We start from the raw sequence: 18,940 nt of genomic DNA on the forward strand, positions 1-18,940 counted from the left end.
CCGCGACTTGTCCGCGACCCGTCGAGAAGTGCTGTGTGGAGCGCGGGGGAGCCGCGTTTTCTGCCGGGTCGCGGAGGCGAAGCCGGCCGCGGCCCGCAGGGCCGCCGCGTAGGCTGGCACGATGGCACTCTTCGGGCGACGTAAGAAGACCGACGACCAGCGCGACGACGCGAACCCGCAGACGGGGACGCCAGACCCCGAGGCCCCCGAGACGGACATCGACGTCGCCGACGCCCCCGGGCTCGCCCCGCGAGAGGGTGACGATCCCGCGGCGGGCGGTGACGCGGCATCCGCTGCTCCCTCGACCGAGGAGCCGGTTCCGCACGTGAACATCTCGATGTCGACCTACGGCTCGCCGCGCACGGCGCCGGCTGCGAAACCGGTCGCCGCCGACGCCTCGGCGAACGAGCCCGCCGCCGGTGCGCAGGCCGCGGCGCCGCGCACCCCCGGCCCGGCCGAGGCTCCCGCGCCGTCGCAGACGGTTCCCGGGCTTCCCGACAACACCCTGGTCATCCAGGCACTGCGGAATCTCCCCGAGAAGCCCGAGTCGCTCGACCTCATGCACGTCGCCCGTCAGCTCCTGCAGGGTCAGCTGTTCCTGCGCATCAAGGGCGACGCCCGGCAGCTGCTGTCGGAGGGCGCTCAGCTGCCGCTCGCCGTCGCGACCGTCGGCGACAAGCAGTACGTGCTGGCCTTCAGCGGCGGGGCGGCCCTGCAGGCGAGCGTGGCGTCGGACGGCGACCAGCAGACATCCGCTGTCGCCCAGCCCGCAGCCACCGTGCTCCGCCACGTCGTCACCGGAAGCTACGCCGGCATCATCATCGACCCGTCGTCGGCGCCCGCGCGCGCGGTGATCCCACGAGAACTCATCGAGCGGATGCTCGATCAGGCCGACCCCAACGCTCTGGTGAAGCACCTGCTCGCGGGGCCGCGCACCGCCGCCACGGGTGCCGAGATCGTCGCGGCCATGCCGGGTGCGCGACTGTGGGTTGCCGTCAACGAAACGCCCGACGGCAAGGTCGGCGTCGCCGAGGCCCGCGCGAACGGCGAGCGGCTGCTGCAGGTGTTCACGCACCCGCTGGAAGTGGCGGCCATCGGCCGCGGCGACAAGGCCGCCCCGATCACGGCCGATCGGCTCGGGGCCGCACTGGCCGCGGATGCGGCGCTCGCCGGCATCCTCGTCGATGCTGCCGGCCCGTGGATCCGTCTCGGCCGCGAGGACCTCGGCCCCATCCTGCCGTGAGGCGGATGCCCGGCCGACGCGTGTCCCCCTGATGGGTGTCGGAGCGACGCGATAGCGTCGCGTGCATGGCGAGCCCGTTCACGATGCTGACCGTTCCCGGGCCCGCGGGCGTCCGCGAGGTGCGCCTGTCCAACCCCGACCGGGTGCTGTGGCCGGCGCTCGGGATCACCAAGCGCGAGCTCGCCGAGTATCTCATTGCGGTGTCGGGGCCGTTCCTCGCCGCGAACGGCAACCGGCCGGTGTCGCTCGAACGCTTCCCCGAGTCGGTCGAGGGGGAGCGGTTCTACTCCAAGAACCCACCGAAGGGCACGCCCGACTACGTCGAAGCGGTGACCGTCCGGTACAACAGCGGGCGGCGGCATCCTCAGATCGTGCTCACCGAGCCCGCGGCGGTCGTGTGGGCCGCCCAGATGAACACGATCGTGTTCCACCCCTGGGCGTCGCTGACGAGCAACACCGACAACCCCGTCGAACTCCGCATCGACCTCGACCCGCAGCCGGGCACCGACTTCGCCGATGCCGCCGCGGTCGCGCCCGCCCTGCGTGACGTGCTCGCCGAGGCGGGGCTGACGGCGTTCCTGAAGACGAGCGGCAATCGCGGCATCCACGTCTTCTGCCCGATCGAGCCGGAGTGGGAGTTCCTCGACGTGCGGCATGCCGTCATCGCCGCCGGTCGTGAGCTGGAGCGCCGGATGCCCGACCGCGTGACGACGAACTGGTGGAAGGAAGAGCGCGGCGAGCGCATCTTCATCGACTTCAACCAGGCCAACCGCGATCGCACGATGGCGGGGGCCTACAGTCCGCGGGCGCTTGCGGGTGCGACAGTGTCGACGCCGATCACGTGGGACGAGCTCGCGGATGTCGATCCCGCGGCTTTCACTGTGCGTTCGGTGCCAGACCGACTGTCGTCGGTGGGAGACCCGTGGGAGGGGATGCTCGAGGCGCCGGGACGCATCGACGTGCTGCTGGAGTGGTGGCAGCGCGACCTCGATGACGGGCTCGGGGAGCTGCCGTTCCCGCCCGACTTCCCGAAGATGCCCGGCGAGCCCCCACGCGTGCAGCCGAGTCGCAAGAATCCGGAGAACTGGCCGAAGGAGTAGCGCGGTTCGTTCCCAGGGTGGGGACGGATGCCGCGGCGCGACGTCGCGCGCAGTGCCCCTCAGGAGGGGCTTTCCGCGTTCGGCTGTCGCGAAGGGTCGTGCGCGGGGGCGCTTTGTGACAGGTGGTTCAGGGCGCGGCTCCAGGCGCCGTCGGCGCGGGATGCCGCGGTGCGACGTCGCGCGGTGTGCGCCTCAGACGGGCGTCCCCGCTTCCCCCGTCACAAAACGCCGTACCTGGCCGCGTTTCGGGGCAGATGTTGCCGGGGGAGCGGACGCCGGGCTGAACATTGCACGAAGATTGCGCGGCGCAGGGCGCCCCGAAATCTGCGCAACGGTCCTCATAGCGTCGGCGCGTGCCGGATGACCCGGCACCGCGAACCGAGGGGACCACCCATGCACACCGCACCCGCACCCGCCCACACCCACGACCACACGCTCGACGCGTCGACTCCGCTGCAGCGCCGTTTCGCAGCCGCTGCCGCGGCTGCTCTGCTCGCCGCCGTCACGCTCACCGGCTGCACCTTCACGCTCGGGGCCTCCGGCGCGGAACCCGACGCGACCGAGCCTGCCACCGCCACGACCACCGCCCCCGAGACCACCGACCCCGGGACCACCGACCCGGGCGGAACCCGCCCGGCGGGCGGGGACGCGGGGTTCATCGAGACCGAGGCCGGCGCGATCGCGCTCTTCCAAGACCGCTGGTACGACAACTTCTGCTCTAGCGTCAACGTCGCGATGGGCGACGAGAACTGCGTCGGCATCGCGATCGAGGCCCTCGAGATGATCGACGGCGCCGCCGACCGGGCCACGGCCGCAGGTGTCGATGACGACCTGCTCGCCGCGGCGACAGCGGCCGAGGACGCCGCCGCCGCGTTCCGCGCCGCCGAGTGCGACGTGTACACCTCCGACACGTGCGTCGGCCCGACCGACGACTTCACCGACGCGGTCCGCGCGTACGGCGACGAGCTCACCGAACGGCTGGCCGCGCAATGAACGCAGCGTCCTCTTCCACGCCGGATTGCAGGAACATTGCACGGCCGAAACGGCTCGCTCCGGCATCCGATTCCGTCCGTAACTTCGGCGACATGAACACCACCGCACCCTCTCGTCGCACTCGCTCACGGCTTCTGCCGGCCGGTGCGGCCATGCTCACGACGTCTGCTCTCGCCCTCACGGGTTGCATGAGCTTCGTCACTCCCGAAGCCGCCACGCCCGCGGGCATCGGCTTCGACGACATCCAGACCGCGACCATCCAGATCGAAGCCGTCGGCACCTTCGTCTCGCCCGAGATGGGCGGCTACGAAGCAGCCGGCCGCGGCTCCGGCTTCCTCATCAGCGAAGACGGCCTCGCCGTGACGAACAACCACGTGGTCGTCGGCGCCGGCACGCTGAAGGTCTGGCGCGGCGGCGACACGAGCGAGACGCTCAACGCCAAGGTGCTCGGGTCGTCGGAGTGCCTCGACCTCGCGGTCATCCAGCTGCAGGACGACGAGTACCCGCACTTCACGTGGCGCGAGGGGGAGATCACCACCGCCACCGACGTGTACGCGGCCGGGTTCCCGCTGGGCGATCCGGAATTCACCATGACCCGGGGCATCGTGTCGAAAGCCGACACCGCCGTCGACACCCCCTGGGCCTCGCTCGATCACGTGATCGAGCACGACGCGCGCATCCGCGGCGGCAACTCCGGCGGCCCGCTCGTCGACGCCGAGGGGCGACTTGTCGGGGTGAACTACGCCGGAAACGACCAGTACGACCAGAACCTCGCCATCCACCGCGACGAGGTGCAAGAGGTCATCGAGCAGCTGAGCGAGGGGGAGAGCGTGCTGAGCCTCGGCATCAACGGCACAGCCCTCATGACCGAGGAGGGGGAGGGGCTCGGCATCTGGGTCAACTCCGTCGCGTCGGGCTCGGCCGCAGACAGCGCCGGGGTCGCGCCCGGCGACCTCCTCACGAAGATGGAGGGCGTCTCGGTCGGCGTCGACGGCACGATGGCCGACTACTGCGACGTGCTGCGCACGCACGGTCACGACGCCACTCTGTCGGTGGAGCTGTACCGCCCCGCCGAGGGCGTGTACTACACCGGTCAGTTCAACGGCGAGCCCGTCGAAGCGGTCTCGGTGGCCACACAGGCCGGCGCGAGCTCGGGCGGCGGGGGAACCGGCGCCTCGGGCGGGTCGGGAGCGGTCTCGGCCGAGGAATACGTCTCGATCGTGGATGACACGGGGAGCGTCACGGTCGATGTGCCTGCCGCCTGGGGCGACCTCGACACCTCGGTCTACACCGATCCGCGCGGCGGTCAGTGGGCACGGATCGATGCCAGCACGGATGTCGCGGCGTTCGCGTCGGGCTGGTCGGTGCCCGGAGTCTCGGTGGTCGCCGCTCCGGCGGCCACGGCCACGATCCAGCCCGAGGAGTGGCTGGGCATGACCGCCGATTACCTCGAGCAGTCGGGGTGCACGCAGGGTGCCATCGATGAGTACGCCGACGACCTCCACACCGGGGTCTTCCAGTACTGGACGGGATGCGGCGAATCCGCGGCCGACTATCTGATGCTCGCCGCCTACTCCAACGACGGGCAGTACGTCATCGTGCTCGCGGTCACCGCTCTGAGCGAGAGCGACCTCTACGCGATCGACCACGCCCTGGGCAGCTTCGCGGCCGCCTTCTGAGAACGCGGGCCCCGACCACCGGGTCGGGGCCCCACCTGACGACAGGATTGCACCACAATGGCATCGGAATCATCACTGACAGCCCCCGCTCCGGTCGCCGGCGCGGGGACGACGCGCTTCGCCGAGGGGGGACTGAGCGTGACGGTGGACGTGCGCCTGCTGGGTCTCATCGAAGTGCGCGTCGACGGCAGAGTCATCTCTCTGCGCGGCGACATCCCCAAGGCGCTCGTCTCGCGGCTGGCGCTGAGCGCCGGCGACATCGTTCCGGCGGAGGAGCTGATCGCGGATGTCTGGCCGCAGCCTCCCGCGAACGTCCTCTCCACCCTGCGGGCCCACCTCTCGCGACTGCGGGCCGCGGGCCTCGGTGCTCATCTCGTCGGGGCGCGCGGGGGATACTCCCTCGATGTGCCCGCCGACCGGGTCGACCTGCTGAGGCTGCGCGCCGAGCTTTCGGCGGCCACCCGCCTCCCGGCGTCGGAGGAGCGCCTTGCCGCCCTGACCGAGATCGCCGCGCGCGCGGCGCGCGATCCGCTCCCGGGCCTGGACGCCATCCCGTACGTCGCTGCGGTGCGCACCCGTCACCTCGCCGATCGGCGGGTGCTCGAGGAGGATCTCGGCGAGCAGGCCCTCGACCTCGGCGACGCCGCTCTGGCGACCTCGGTGCTGGCCGGCACCGCTCAGCGGCATCCCTTCGATGAGCGCCCCGTGCGCCTCCTCGCCACTGCGCTCGCGCGCTCCGCGCGCATCCCCGACGCCCTCACCGCCATCGACGCGCTGACCACGCGACTCCGCGACGAACGCGGGCTCGATCCGTCGACGCGATTGCAGTCGCTGAGGTCATCGATCGTGCGGATGGACCCCGAGGTCGTCACACCCGATACCGGAGCGTCGGTGCGACGGGTGGGCGTCGGCATCCCCCTCACCCGCTTCGTCGGGCGCGCCGACGACCTCGCGCGCCTGCGGGAGCGCCGCCGCGACCGCCGGCTCATCACCATCGTCGGGCCTGCCGGGGTCGGGAAGACCCGCACGGCCGTCGAGCTCGCCCGCGAGGCGACGACGGCCCTCGATGACGAGCAGTACATGGTCGACCTCGCCGACTTCCGTCAGCCTGACGAGGTGGTCGCGGCGATCGCGTCGGTCGTCAGGGCGCGCGAGCTCACGATGGATGCGATCGTGCGGCGTCTCCGCTCCGGCCGGATCCTGCTGCTCCTCGACAACGCCGACCACGTTCTCGGCGCGCTCGCCGTCGCGGTCGACCGGCTGCTGCGGGACAGCGAAGGGGTGCGCATCGTGGTCACCAGCCGCGAGCCGCTGCGTCTGTCGGGCGAGGAGGTGGTGGTGCTGCGTCCCCTCGTCGGCGACGCCCACGTCGACGCCTGGCGGCTCTTCGCCGAACGCGCCGCCGACGCGCGCGGCGGCTACGGTTTCGACGACGGCGAGCTCGAGGATGCCCGCGCCCTTTGCCAGGAGCTCGAGGGCATCCCGCTCGCGCTGGAACTCGCGGCGGCGAGGCTCGACGTGCTCGACGCCGCCCAGGTGCGCGAGGGGATCGGTGCGCACGCCGCACCGCGGGGGCGACACGACAGCGTCCGCACGGCGATCGACTGGACCTTCGGGCAGCTGAGCGGACCGCAGCGCGAACTGCTGCAGGAGACCTCGCGATTCGCCGGTTCCTTCACCGTGGGCGCGGTCTCCGGAGCATCCGGTCGTCCCTGGGCCGACACCGTCGCCCTCCTCGATGAGCTGGTGGGCAAGTCCCTCCTCGCCGTCGAGCGCGGCGGCACCGGTCGACGCCGGTTCCGCATGCTGGAGTCGACCCGGGAGTACCTCGCCGATCGCGAAGACCCGGCGCGGGCGGCGGTCTGGCGGCTGCGGTACCGCTGGTGGTTCGCCGACCTCACGACCACGCTCGGTCCGACGCTGCGCACGTTCGAGGCCCGAGACAGCATGGCGGTCCTCGATGACTTCCGCGCCGACCTCACCGAGGCCTTCGACGCGGCGGTGGATGCGGGGGATCGCGAGGCCGCGGTGCGCCTCGCCGCCGGACAGGCGCAGTACTGGTTCCTGCGCGGGCTCATGGTCGAGGGGCGCAGCCGCCTCGAGCGGGCTCTCCAGCTGCCGGGAGACCCCACGCCCCTCGACGGAATCGCATGGCTCGAACTGGCGAACCTCGCCTACCAGACCGGCGATGCGGCGGCCGGGTTCGCAGCCATCGCCCGCGCGCGTGCCGAGGGGGAGCGCCTCGCCGATCCGTCGGTGGCGGCCGTCGCACTTTCGCGCGAAGCCTACGGTCGGGCGATCTTCGGTCAGGCCGACGTGGGTGAGGATCTTCTCGCACAGGCCCGGCACCTCATCGGCGAAGCCCAGGCGTGGGCGCGCGCCGAGGTGCACATGTCGGCGGGGCAGATCCGCCGCGCGCAGGGGAGGACGGATGACGCGCTGGCGGCCCTCCGCGCCTCGTACCGGATCGCCGCGTCCATCGGCTACACGTGGATGATCACGACCTCGAAGTACGTCGCCGCGAAGACCCTCGTCGACGCGCGCCGACCGAAGGAGGCCATCGATGTCGCGGTAGGTGCGGTCGACGAGGCGCGGGCCAATGAGGACGCCGCCGGCGCACTGGCCGTGGTCTTCGTGATCGCCGGGGCGTGTGCTTTCGTCGAACGCCACGAGATCGGGGCTCGCCTCCTCGGCGCCGTCGAGGAGCTCGGGCGTCAGTACGACTACAGCACCGCCATCGTGGAGGGTGAGGACGCCGAGCGCCTCCGCGCGTCGCTGAGCGTCGGCATGACCCCGACCGAGTTCGGCCATCAGTACGAGCAGGGCCGCCGATGCGGCTGGCCGGAGGTACGGGACATGCTCGCGCGGTTGCCGCGCCGCGAGTTCGCGATGGATCAGGGCTTATCGGGCGCCGACCAGGGCGCGTTGGCGTGAACGCCGTTCAGATCCACCTCTTCGGGGGGCTCCGGGTCACCGGTGAGGGGGCACCGCCGCCGGTGCGCGGCGCGATCCCCGAGGCCATCCTCTGCAGGCTCGCACTCGACCCGGAGCGGTCGTTCTCTACGGACGAGCTCGTCGAGGCGCTCTGGCCCGCCGCATCCGACAGCGTCGTGTCGAGCCTGCGCGCCCACCTGTCCCGCCTGCGGACGCGCGGGTGGGGGGAGCTGCTGCCTGGCGGGCGCGGCGGATACCGCCTGGCGGTCGCCCCCGAGGCGGTCGATGTCATCCGCTATCGGCGACTGCTTCAGGTCGGCGGCGCCGACCGCGCCCGGGCGCTCGCCGAAGCCGAGGCGCTGTGGATCGGCGCTCCGCTGGCGCGGGTCGGAGAATTCCCGTTCGCGCCGCCCGTCATCGCCGAGCTCGGGATGCTGCGGCGAGACGCAGCTCTCGAGCTCGCCGATCGGGAGGTGGCCGCTGCGCGGCCCGCCTCGGCCGTCGCTGCCCTCGCGCCGTGGGCCGATGACCTCGAGGACGACGAGGTGGGTGTGCGGCTCGCCGGAGCGCTCGCCGACGCGGGGCGCATCGCGGACGCGCTGGCCGAGGTGGATCGCCGCGTCGCGCACCGGCGTCGTGCCGGGGCAACGGTGTCGGCGTCGGAGGGGTGGGCGAGCCTGCGCGATCGCATCGCCCGCGGCGAGGGCGGTGGTGCGGGCCTTGCAGCAGCGGGCGGCGCAGGCGCCGGTCGGGTCGGCGCGCCGGCGCCGGCGCCGGCGCCGGGTGACCTCGGGGCCGACGCGTCAGGGGGTTCGGTCGGAACGGTCGCGGGTGCGGATGAACCAGGAGGGCCCTCGGCGGCGCGTCGGGCGCTGATCGGTCGGGTGGCCGAACTCGATCGCATCTCCGACGCGCGGGCTCAGTCGCGACTGGTTACCCTGACCGGGCCGGCCGGGGTCGGAAAGACGCGCCTGGCCGCCGAGGTCGCCCGTCGCGGGGCGGCGGGCGCCGACGACGACGCGCAGTGGTTCGTCGATCTCACCGTCATCCGCTCTCCCGACCGCCTGATCGGCGCGGTCGCCGAGACGCTCGGCTGTGCGAGCGAGATCGACGCGATCGCAGCCGCGGTCGGCGGGCGGCGGACGCTCGTGGTGTTCGACAACGCCGAACACGTCCTCGGCGAGACGGCCGCGCTCGCCGCCGCGCTGCTGGAGCGCTGCGCCGGCCTGAGTGTGCTCGTCACGAGCCGGGAGGCGATGCGGATGGCGGGCGAGCGGGTCGTGCCGGTCGAGCCGCTTCTCGGCGGGGCACTGGATGACGCGGTCGACCTGTTTCTGGAGCGTGCACGTGACAGCGGCGGAATGACCGGGTGGAGCGCCGATGATCGGGCCGCCGTGCGGCGTCTGTGCGTCGCACTCGACGGGCTGCCGCTCGCGATCGAGCTCGCCGCGGCGCGGCTCGACGTGCTGAGCCTCGATGAGGTCGCCGGTTCGCTCGAGGCCCTCGGACCGGAGGGGAGCGGGGCGGGCCGGCACGATTCGCTCGACGCGGCCATCGGCTGGAGCGTCGGCATGATCTCCGATGACGAGCGAGGCACCCTCGGCCAGCTGGCGCGTTTCTCCGGTTCGTTCGGCCTCGACGCTGTGGCCGGCATATGCCGGGTCGAAGGAGCCGACCCCCGCGAGTCGACGATCGCCCTCGTTCGTCGTTCCCTGGTCGTCCCCGCCGGGGCCGTCGGAGGGGGGCGCCGTTTCCGGCTTCTCGACACCGTTCGACGGTACGCCCGGATGCACCTCCAGGCCGAGGACGACGCCGAGTGGTGGGCGCGACACGGGAGCTGGATGGCTGCGTATGCCGATCGCACAGCCCCGCTCCTGCGGTCCGCGGCGGCGCCGAAGGCACGTGCCTCGCTGCGGAGCTATGCGGCTGATCTGCAGGATGCCACGGCCCGCGCCATCCGCTCGGGAGACCGCGCCCTGGCGGTCGAGCTCGTCGGGTCGCTGGCGTGGTTCTGGTACGAGCGCGGACAGGCCGATGAGGCGCTGAACCTCATCGATCAGGCGCTCGCCGTTCCCGGCCCTCGACGTCCCGGACCCGAGGCGCGGGCGCTGTATGCCGCGACGTTCATGCAGGCGGTGGGAGGTGATCCACTGGCGACCGTGCACGCCCTGCGCCGCTTCGCAGAGGCGGCCGACGACGCCGCCGACCCGCCGCACGCGATGATCGCGCACACGCTGCTCGGCTCGCTCGCCGCCGTCGAAGGCAACATCGAGGCGCGCGAGGCCGAGCTCGCGATCGCCGAGCGGTGGCGCACCCAGGTCGGGGAGGAAGATCGCTGGGCTATCGCGGATCACCTGTACATCCGCGGTGATGCGCTGCGGATCGCCGGACACCCGGCGCAGGCGCTCGACAGCCTCGAGGAGGGGTATCGGCTGGCCGCCGAGATCGGACACACGTGGACGCTCGCCGCGTCCTGTTACATCACGGGGAAGGTCTTGACTCAGGTGGGGCGCCCGCGCGATGCGGTGGGGATCCTCCGCACCGGCGCCGGCCACTCCCTCGCCCGGGGGGACCGGATCAGTGCGCTCGCCGCGGTCAACGCGATCGCGGTCGCGCTGGTGGAGCTCGGGGCGGTGGAGGAAGCCGCGGAGCTCTTCGGGCTCGTCGACGCGCTCGGGCCGCGCTTCGGGTTCCACCCCGTCGCGTCGGACGGGTCGTACGCCGAGCCGTTCCGCGCGCGTGCCGCGGCGTCGCTCGGCGGGGCGTGGGATCTCGCGCGCGCCCGCGGCGCCGCGCGCGACGTCGCATGGGCGCTCGAGCGGTCGGCCGCAGCGGCAGGCGGGTCCTGACGGGCGTCCCGTCGGGGTTCGCCTGTCACGAACGGTTGCTGCCGGGCGCGTCTTGTGCCCAGCGAGCGGCGCGGCATCCCTTTCCACCGTTCGTGTGTCGGCAGCGTCGGGTCGCGCGACGCGTGAGGGGGAGCGCGCGGCGGGATGGCGCGACACCGACGCGCACGCGAGACTGAGGCGATGGACCTCCCTGTCATGCCCCCGGTCGCGCCGATGCTCGCGAAGTCGGTCTCGGCGATCCCCGACCTCGGGCACGTCGAGCCGAAGTGGGACGGATTCCGCACGATCGTGTTCCGCGACGGTGACGAGGTCGAACTCGGCAGCCGCAACGAACGGCCGATGACGCGGTACTTTCCCGAGCTCGTCGAGGCGCTGCGCGCCCAGCTGCCCGAGCGCTGCGTCGTCGACGGTGAAATCGTCGTCGCGACCGACGGCGGTCTCGACTTCGAGGCCCTGCAGCAGCGCATCCACCCCGCCGTGAGCCGCGTGAATCTGCTCGCCACCCAGACGCCGGCGTCGTTCATCGCCTTCGACCTGCTCGCCCTCGACGACGACGACCTCACCGGCCGCCCGTTCTCCGAGCGGCGGGAGCTTCTCGTCGAGGCGCTCTCCCGCGTCGAGCCGCCGGTCTACGTCACCCCTGCGACGGGCGACCCCGCCGTCGCCCAGGAGTGGTTCGAGACCTTCGAGGGAGCAGGCCTCGACGGGGTGATCGCCAAACCTCTCGACGGCACGTACCAGCCCAACAAGCGCACGATGTTCAAGATCAAGCACGAGCGCACCGCGGACTGCGTGGTCGCGGGATTCCGCTGGCACAAGTCGGGACCGATCGTCGGCTCGCTGCTCCTGGGTCTGTACGGCGACGACGGCACTCTGCATCACGTCGGCGTGACGGCATCCTTCCCCATGGCCCGGCGCAAGACCCTGCTCGACGACCTCGCCCCCTACCGCGACGTCGACCTCAAGGCGCACCCCTGGGGAGGCTGGGCCGAGCACACGGCCGACGGCACGCAGCTCGCGGGTGCCGGCAGCCGCTGGAACGCGGGGAAAGACCTCTCGTTCGTGCCGCTTCGGCCCGAACTCGTCGTCGAGGTCGCGTACGACCACATGGAAGGCGAGCGGTTCCGGCACATCCCGTCGTTCCGTCGCTGGCGTCCCGACCGCGACCCGCGCTCGTGCACGTTCGCGCAGCTGGAGGTGCCGGCGAGCTTCACCCTCTCCGACATCCTGCCCGGGCTCTGAGGCGCGCGGCGCGCGCCCACGCGCGCTACGCCGCCGGTTCGGCGGCCTTCTTCTGCGCCCAGCGGGCCGGCTCGTTCGGCCCGTTCCAGACCTTGATGATTCCCCAGACCACCGCGGTGATCGGCACGGCGAGCACGGCTCCGAGAATGCCGCCGAGGACGGTGCCGACGGTCAACGCGATGAGGATGACGAAGGCGTGGAGCTTGAGCGTGCGCCCCATGAGCACCGGCTGCAGGAAGTTGCCCTCGAGCTGGTTCACGAGCACGACCACTCCCACGACGAAGAGGGCGTTGACCCAGCCGTTCGCGACGAGGGCGACGAGGGCTGCGAGGATGCCGGCCACGGTCGCCCCGACGATCGGGATGAACGCCAGCAGGAACACCAGGACCGCCAGCGGCAGCGCGAGCGGCACCTGCAGGATGACGAGGCCGATGCCGATCCCGACCGCGTCGACGAAGGCGACCGCCGCCGTTCCGCGCACGTACGAGCCGAGCGTCACCACCGTCTTGTCGCCGATGCGACGCGCCCGCGCCTCGCTCTCACCGCGGAAGGGACGCAGGACGAACTGCCAGAGCCACGGACCGTCCTTCAGGAAGAAGAACAGCACCACGATCATGAGGATCAGCCCCGTGACGAAGTTCGCCAGCACGCTGACTCCGGCGAGGGCGCCGCTGCCGAACTGGGCGCTGGTGACGAAATCGATGACCTGGTCGCTCCACTCCTGGATCTGATTGTCCGTGGGGGCGAAGGGCAGGGTGTTGATCCAGGCGACGAGCTGCTGGAATCCGGCCTCCGCCTGCGAGTAGAGGTCGTCCCACTGGTTGCGCACCGCCCAGACGATGAGCCATCCGGCGAGCCCGAGCACGATGACGACGGCGAGCATCGTGATGAGGGTCGCGACGACGGACGGCACGCCGTGACGGCGCAGCCACGACATCAGCGGAGCGAAAGCGCAGGCGAAGATGAGGGCGATGATCACGGGGATCCAGACGACCGACACCTGCTGCAATCCGATGACGGCGAGTGCGGCGATCCCGATGACGATGAGGATCTGCAGCGATCGGGTCGCCACCTTCCCGAGCCCATCGGCCCAGAGTCCGAGGGCCACAGGCGCCTTGGCCGCGGACGACCCGGCATCAGCGGCCGAGCCGTGCGCTCCGGTGTCGAAGTCGTGGCGGCGCGGGGTGCGACGGAAAAGTCCCATGGCTGAACCATACGGCCGGAGATCTCGCGCGTCCGGGTGGTTGCGCGGCACGTCGCGGGGGCTTAGGGGCCGGCGACGCGAGCACACACCTCCCGCCGTTGTGCGGCTCAGGATCGTCCGGAGTGAAGACAACCGCGACCATTGAAACTCAGTGTCACCGCGTGCGAAACTGGATCTCATGACGTCCGCGCCGATCCCCACCGCGACCGACAGCACCGACCACGCCACCGCGGGTATCGCCCTCCCCGGCGACCGCGCCGGCACGTACCGGGTGACCGATCCCCTCGACACGGACTACTACGGCGTCTTCGCCGACATCGGCGGCGCGGAGCGCGACGCGTGGTCCCGCGCGCGCGTGCTGATCTCGGAGTACGGCGACCGGTCGGCAGCGCAGTGGGATGCCGGTGAGTACGACATATCGATCGTGCGGCGTATGGGCGAGCTCGACCTCTTCGTCGACGGCATCGAGCATGACGGTCTGACCGCCCTCTCGCCACTGGCCGCGGGACTGGTCAACATGGAGATCTCGCGCGGCGACGGATCGCTCGGCACCGTGCTCGCGGTTCAGGGCGGCCTGGCCCTGCGCACCCTGGCGCTGTTCGGCAGCGATGCGCAGAAGGCGCAGTACCTGCAGCCGATCGCCCGCGGGGAGGTGCTCGGCTCGTTCGCCCTGACCGAGCCCGACCACGGCTCCGATTCGGTCTCGCTCGAGACCCGCGCGACGCGCGCCGCCGACGGCGGGTGGATCATCGACGGCGCCAAGAAGTGGATCGGCAACGGCGCCTCCGGCGGGGTCACCTTCGTCTGGGCCCGCGTCGAGTCGCCCGGCGCCGATGACCACGGCAAGGTGCGGTGCTTCCTCGTGCCGCAGGAGACCGAGGGGTACCACGGCGAGCCCATCACCGGGAAGGCGTCGCTGCGCGGCATCCATCAGGCGCACATCGCCCTGCGGGGCGTCCGGCTTGCCGCCGACGCGGTGCTGCCGGGCAGCCGCAGCTTCAAGGACGCCTCGACGGTGCTCTACGCCACCCGGTCGGGGGTCGCCTGGTCGGCGCTCGGTCACGCGACCGCCTGCTACGAGGCGGCACTGCAGTACTCCCAGCAGCGCGAGCAGTTCGGCAAGCGCCTCGCGGCATTCCAGATGGTGCAGGAGCGTCTCACCCAGATGCTCTCGGAGCCACCGCCATGCAGCTGTACTGCCGTCACCTCGCCGACCTCGAGGCATCCGGGGGTCTGCGGCCGACGCAGGCGTCGCTGGCGAAGTACCACAACACCCGCACCGCCCGCCGGATCGCCGCCACCGCGCGCGATCTCCTGGGCGGCAACGGGATCCTCCTGGAGTACGGCGTGATGCAGCACATGGCCGACATCGAGGCCATCCACACCTACGAGGGCACCGAGTCGATCCAGGCGCTCCTCCTCGGTCGCGACATCACGGGTGTGAGCGCGTTCGCCTGAGCGCTACTCCGACAGCGCGTCGCGCAGGCGACGCGCCACTTCGGCGCTGGGCGTGCGGCGCGGGAACACCGCGACCACGAGGTCGTCCGGGGCCGGTGCCGACTCCTCGGGCAGCACTCCGAAACGCCGGCGTGCGTCATCCAGCGCGCGCGTGAGAACCGACACCGGCACGCGTCTCGGACCGCGGATCAGCCGCCTCAGCACGTGGTTGTGCACCGCGGTGACGAGCGCCGAGAACCCCACCGCGTCGAGGGGATCGAGTCCCGGCAGCGCCTGACGGAGGTACTCGTCGAAGAGGCGCTCGTAACGGAAGACGGTCACGATCTCGCGGTCGCGCAGCGCCGGGATCTGCCGCACCACGGCATAGCGTCGCCGGGCGAGCTCGGGGTCGGCCGCGAAATGCTGATACACCTGCACGGATGCGTCGCATACGGCCGCCCACGGATCGTCATGCGGTTGCGCGAGAAAAGCCCGGAGTTCTTCGAGCAGGCCCTCGTGGTCGGCGAAGACCACGTCTTCCTTGCCGCCGTACTGGCGGAAGAACGTCGAGCGCGACATCCCCGCCGCCCGCGCGATCTGATCGACCGAGGTCTGGTCGAACCCCTGCGTGTGGAACAGCTCGACCGCGGCCGCCACGACACCGGTGCGGCCGACGAACGCAGGATCGGCGTCGCTCACGGTCCGAGCTTAGCGGCGGGCTCTCGCGGGCCGCGTGGAGCCGGTGCGACAACGTGATCGAGGACGACTCCTCACGCATTTGTCAAGGGCATGGCCCCGTTCGGTTCATGGTCCTTCACTGTATTCATGTCCCTCTTCGCCGCGGCGGTGAACACCACCGGTCAGGCGCTTCCGCGCGGTGAGCGCTACGACGTCGTGGTGGTCGGGGCCTCGCTCACGGGGCTCGTCGCGACCCTCCTGCTCACACAGTCCGGTCGCCGGGTGGCCCTGGTCGAAGCGGGGGTGATCGGTCCGGTCCGTCCCGGTGGGAGCCGCGATGCGAACGAGGAGACCGCGCTCGCCGCGGCGCTCGTGGCCGCCGGCGCGGCGCTGCACACCGGCACCGTGGTGCATGCCGTGACCTCGGCCAGCCCGTGCCGGCTCGACACCGAGCATGGTCCGCTCTTCGCCGATCAGGTGATCCTCGCCACCGGCGCGCGCGACGCCGACTCCGTCTATCGCCCCGGACCCACCCCGTCGCGCGGGCGCGCGGCGTCGTACCTGCTGCCGCCGCCGTCGTCGTCGTCGGATCCGAGGACGGATGACGGGGCGCGGCGCCTCTCCGACACTCCCGCGTCGATCAGCCCCGTGTCCATCGGGCCCGCGCCGGCGGTGGGCAAAGCACCGCGTTCGCTCGGGCGTATCCGCTACGTCACCTCCTGCCACGGACGAGGCCGGACGCGGGCGGCCCCGGCGGCCCTCGAGGTGGTCGCAGACATCCTGCAGCTCGCCCGCATCGACCGACCCGGGTGGAAGGTGACTCTCCAAAAGGCGAAGACCGCGCAGCAGGCGCACGTCGTGAAGACCGCCCGGAAACCCGACGCCCCGCCCGCGACCTCGTCGGTCGCGTAGCGGGGCAGCAGAGCCTCTCGCGTGGCGGGGCGTCAGGGTCGGCGAGCCCCCACTCAGCCGACGAACGTGATCACACCCGTGATGATGAGCGTGATGAGGGTGGTCCACAGGGCGATCGCGACGGCCTGCCAGAACAGCACCCGGCCGGGGGCGACGCCGGTGGACACCAGCGCCGCGGCGGTGAACTGCGTCGGCACCAGCAGCGGGCCGAGGAGGCTCACGCCGGGGGTTCCGTAGCGCTCGTAGGCGCGCATGACCTTCTGGCGACGCGGCGACTGCTCCGGTGCTTCCCGCCCCCCGCGAGTCGTCACTGCGGTGCGGACCCGGGCGCCGGCGAAGACGACCACGGCGACGCAGAGGAAGTTCCCGGCGAATCCGGCGATGCCGGCGACCACCGGATGGATGCCGCCGATGATGCCGATCGCCGCGGCCCCCTCGCCCTCGATGAAGGGCACGGCGCCGGCGAGGGCGACGATGAGCGGCCGGAGAAGCTCGGGCATCTGAGCGACGAGATTCTGGAAGCCGAGAACGAGGTCGGCGATGGGGTTCACGGTGTCTCCCTGCGGATCGGACGGAGCCGTCTGTCGGACGGTGATTCCATCTCACGCGGTCCGAGCCCGCGGCGGCAGTGCCGGAGCGTCACCTGCTCCCGGGAGGATGCTGGGCGCGAGGGGTGACAAAAGTCATGGTCGTACTGTGGCGGTGTGACCGACGCATCCCGTCCGACCGTCGCATCCGCGCCGCAGCCGGCCGCGCGAGCCCTCTCGCGCGGGGTGACGGCGACCTGGTGGTACACCGCCGGGTCGGTGATGATGTTCCAGGCCGTGACGCTGTTCTTCTGGCTCGTGCCGACGCTCACCGGCGGCGTGGCCCTCGAGGTCGCGGTCTACCTGGCCGCCTCGGCGGTGTCGCTCGCCTCGAGCGTGCCCCTGCTGGCACGGTACGGCCGGCGACGACGACTGGGCGATTCCGACGACGAGGAGCGGTTCTCCGCCACCGTGCTCTGGTCGCTCGTCGCCGCATCCGGCGCCGCAGCGGTGGTCGGGGCGATCGCCGTGTCGGTGCTCGAGGCCGCGGCGCTCGTCGCACTGGCGGTGCTGCTGCTGCGCTGGCGGCCCGGTGTACGGCTTCGTCTGGTCACGGCGGTCACCGTCGTGCTCGTTGCGATCTGGATCGTCGAGCCGGTCGCGACGGGTCGGGCGCTGACCGGTCAGGTCGATTTCGTCTACAACCTGTTCTCCGTGCTGCTGCCGCCCACCGCGGTGGTGTGCCTGTGGTGGTGGGACATCGTCCTCGCCCTCGATGAGGCCCGCGCCGCCGAGGCACGGCTCGCGGCCGCCCAGGAGCGGCTGCGGCTCGCGGGTGATCTGCACGACCTGCAGGGGCACCACCTGCAGGTGATCGCCCTGCAGCTGGAGCTGGCGGAGCGGATGCTGCCGCGCAATCCCGACGCCGCCGCCGAGCAGGTGCGGCTGGCCCGGGCGTCGGTCGACGAGGCCCGCTCGGGCACGCGCGCGCTCGCCGCGCGGTTCCGCGGCGTTCCGCTGCCCGACGAGCTCGCCAACGCCGCCGATCTGCTCCGGGCGGCTGGCCTCCGCGTCGAGCTCGACGTCGACCCGCGTGCCGACGCCGCGCCCGCCGACATCCTGGGTCCGGTGGTGCGGGAGTCGACGACGAACATCCTCAAGCACGGCGGTGGCGCGTGGGTGCAGGTGCGTCTCGCCCTCGAAACGGAAGGGGTCGGCCAGGTGTGGCGGCTCGACATCAGCAACGACCTACCGGTCCTGACGGCGCCCTCGCACGCGGCACCTGCCGGATCGGGGCTGCCGGGCATCGCCGAGCGGGTGGGCTCGGTCGGAGGGGCAGCGCGGTGGGATGCGGCGCACGAGCGCTTCACCCTCGAGGTCACCGTGCCCGCCGCATCCGTCGGGGGTCTGTCATGATCCGCATCCTCATCGCCGACGACGAGGACATGATCCGCTCGGCGCTCGCGGCGCTGCTGCGGCTCGAGGACGATTTCGAGGTCGTCGCCGAGTGCCGCGACGGAGAGGAGGCCGTCGCCGAGGCGGTGCGTCTTCGCCCCACCGTGTGCCTGCTCGATCTGGAGATGCCGGGCCTCGACGGCGTCGATGCGGCCGCGCGCATCCGTCGTCAGGCGGGGTCGAAGTGCGTGGTGGTGACGCGGCACGCGCGACCGGGGGTGCTGCGCCGGGCGCTCAGCGCGGGGGTCGACGGGTTCTTGCCCAAGTCGCGGCGGGCGCAGGATGTCGCCGCGGTGATCCGCGACGTCGCCGCCGGGCGGCGCTACGTCGACCCCGAGATCGCCGCCGACGCCCTCACCGACGAGCGGAGCCCCCTCACCGACCGCGAGCTCGACGTGCTGCGTGCGGGATCACGCGGTGAGACGATCGCCGAGATCGCGGCGACACTGCACCTCTCACCCGGGACCGTGCGCAACCACGTCTCGGCCGTGCTCGGGAAGCTCGGCCTCGCGACGCGTCAGCAGGCAGCGATCCTCGCGCGCGAGCGCGGGTGGATCTGAGGGCGGTCGGCACTGCGCGCCTCTCGCGCCAGCTGGCGCGATCTGCCGGTCTGCGTAGCCCTTCGCGTCAGGCGAACGCTGTCGCGCGGGTTCGGCTGGCGCATTGTGCGGGTCGGGCACGCATTTC

General features: G+C 71.9%; 13 protein-coding genes and 1 pseudogene. 11 read left to right on the forward strand and 3 right to left on the reverse strand.

What is annotated here, in order from left to right; genetic code table 11:
* Window positions 1-121 precede the first annotated feature (121 nt).
* The 7 genes from QSU92_RS13525 to QSU92_RS13555 all read left to right on the forward strand — a co-directional run bounded on the left by QSU92_RS13525 (window position 122) and on the right by QSU92_RS13555 (window position 12,040).
* Window positions 122-1,243, forward strand: a complete 1,122-nt coding sequence (locus QSU92_RS13525; protein ID WP_289262680.1) for an SseB family protein — start codon at window positions 122-124, stop codon at window positions 1,241-1,243.
* Window positions 1,244-1,308: 65 nt separating this feature from the next.
* Entirely contained in the window at window positions 1,309-2,343 is a 1,035-nt protein-coding gene (gene ligD, locus QSU92_RS13530; RefSeq protein WP_289262681.1) for a non-homologous end-joining DNA ligase, read from the forward strand.
* Between the two features lie 393 nt (window positions 2,344-2,736).
* Entirely contained in the window at window positions 2,737-3,336 is a 600-nt protein-coding gene (locus tag QSU92_RS13535) for a hypothetical protein (protein WP_289262682.1), read from the forward strand.
* Between the two features lie 92 nt (window positions 3,337-3,428).
* Entirely contained in the window at window positions 3,429-5,015 is a 1,587-nt protein-coding gene (locus tag QSU92_RS13540) for a S1C family serine protease (RefSeq protein ID WP_289262683.1), read from the forward strand.
* Window positions 5,016-5,072: 57 nt separating this feature from the next.
* The gene (locus tag QSU92_RS13545; protein WP_289262684.1) at window positions 5,073-7,949 is read left to right on the forward strand and encodes an ATP-binding protein; all 2,877 of its coding nucleotides are present in this window, start codon (window positions 5,073-5,075) and stop codon (window positions 7,947-7,949) included.
* Window positions 7,946-10,798 (forward strand): AfsR/SARP family transcriptional regulator, encoded by a 2,853-nt coding sequence (locus QSU92_RS13550; protein ID WP_289262685.1) that lies wholly within the window; start codon window positions 7,946-7,948, stop codon window positions 10,796-10,798. Before QSU92_RS13545 ends, QSU92_RS13550 begins: the two co-directional genes overlap by 4 nt.
* A 180-nt stretch (window positions 10,799-10,978) precedes the next feature.
* Window positions 10,979-12,040: an ATP-dependent DNA ligase gene (locus tag QSU92_RS13555; protein WP_289262686.1), complete on the forward strand. Its 1,062-nt coding sequence runs from the start codon at window positions 10,979-10,981 to the stop codon at window positions 12,038-12,040.
* A gap of 25 nt (window positions 12,041-12,065) precedes the next feature.
* On the opposite strand, the gene QSU92_RS13560 is transcribed toward QSU92_RS13555, so the two are convergent.
* Window positions 12,066-13,244 carry an AI-2E family transporter gene (locus QSU92_RS13560; protein ID WP_289262687.1) on the reverse strand — a complete coding sequence of 393 codons (1,179 nt, stop codon included), beginning with the start codon at window positions 13,242-13,244 and terminating at the stop codon, window positions 12,066-12,068.
* A gap of 178 nt (window positions 13,245-13,422) precedes the next feature.
* Here QSU92_RS13560 and QSU92_RS13565 point away from each other — a divergent pair.
* Window positions 13,423-14,702: pseudogene (locus tag QSU92_RS13565) on the forward strand (acyl-CoA dehydrogenase family protein).
* A gap of 3 nt (window positions 14,703-14,705) precedes the next feature.
* Here the strand turns inward: QSU92_RS13565 and QSU92_RS13570 are convergent.
* Window positions 14,706-15,380, reverse strand: coding sequence for a TetR family transcriptional regulator (locus QSU92_RS13570; protein WP_289262688.1), 675 nt, complete (start codon window positions 15,378-15,380; stop codon window positions 14,706-14,708).
* A gap of 126 nt (window positions 15,381-15,506) precedes the next feature.
* Between QSU92_RS13570 and QSU92_RS13575 the strand changes: the two genes are divergently transcribed.
* Window positions 15,507-16,271: an FAD-dependent oxidoreductase gene (locus tag QSU92_RS13575; protein ID WP_289262689.1), complete on the forward strand. Its 765-nt coding sequence runs from the start codon at window positions 15,507-15,509 to the stop codon at window positions 16,269-16,271.
* A 53-nt stretch (window positions 16,272-16,324) separates the two neighbouring features.
* Here the strand turns inward: QSU92_RS13575 and QSU92_RS13580 are convergent, their stop codons facing one another.
* A complete protein-coding gene (locus QSU92_RS13580) occupies window positions 16,325-16,771 on the reverse strand; it encodes a small multidrug efflux protein (protein ID WP_289265909.1) in 447 nt (148 codons plus the stop codon).
* Between the two features lie 204 nt (window positions 16,772-16,975).
* Here QSU92_RS13580 and QSU92_RS13585 point away from each other — a divergent pair, with 204 nt between their 5' ends.
* Window positions 16,976-18,214 (forward strand): sensor histidine kinase, encoded by a 1,239-nt coding sequence (locus QSU92_RS13585; RefSeq protein WP_289262690.1) that lies wholly within the window; start codon window positions 16,976-16,978, stop codon window positions 18,212-18,214.
* A complete protein-coding gene (locus QSU92_RS13590; RefSeq protein ID WP_289262691.1) occupies window positions 18,211-18,813 on the forward strand; it encodes a response regulator transcription factor in 603 nt (200 codons plus the stop codon). The genes QSU92_RS13585 and QSU92_RS13590 overlap by 4 nt, the downstream gene beginning before the upstream one ends.
* Window positions 18,814-18,940 lie beyond the last annotated feature (127 nt).

This window comes from Microbacterium sp. ET2, assembly GCF_030347395.1.
Taxonomy (GTDB): Bacteria; Actinomycetota; Actinomycetes; order Actinomycetales; family Microbacteriaceae; genus Microbacterium; species Microbacterium albipurpureum.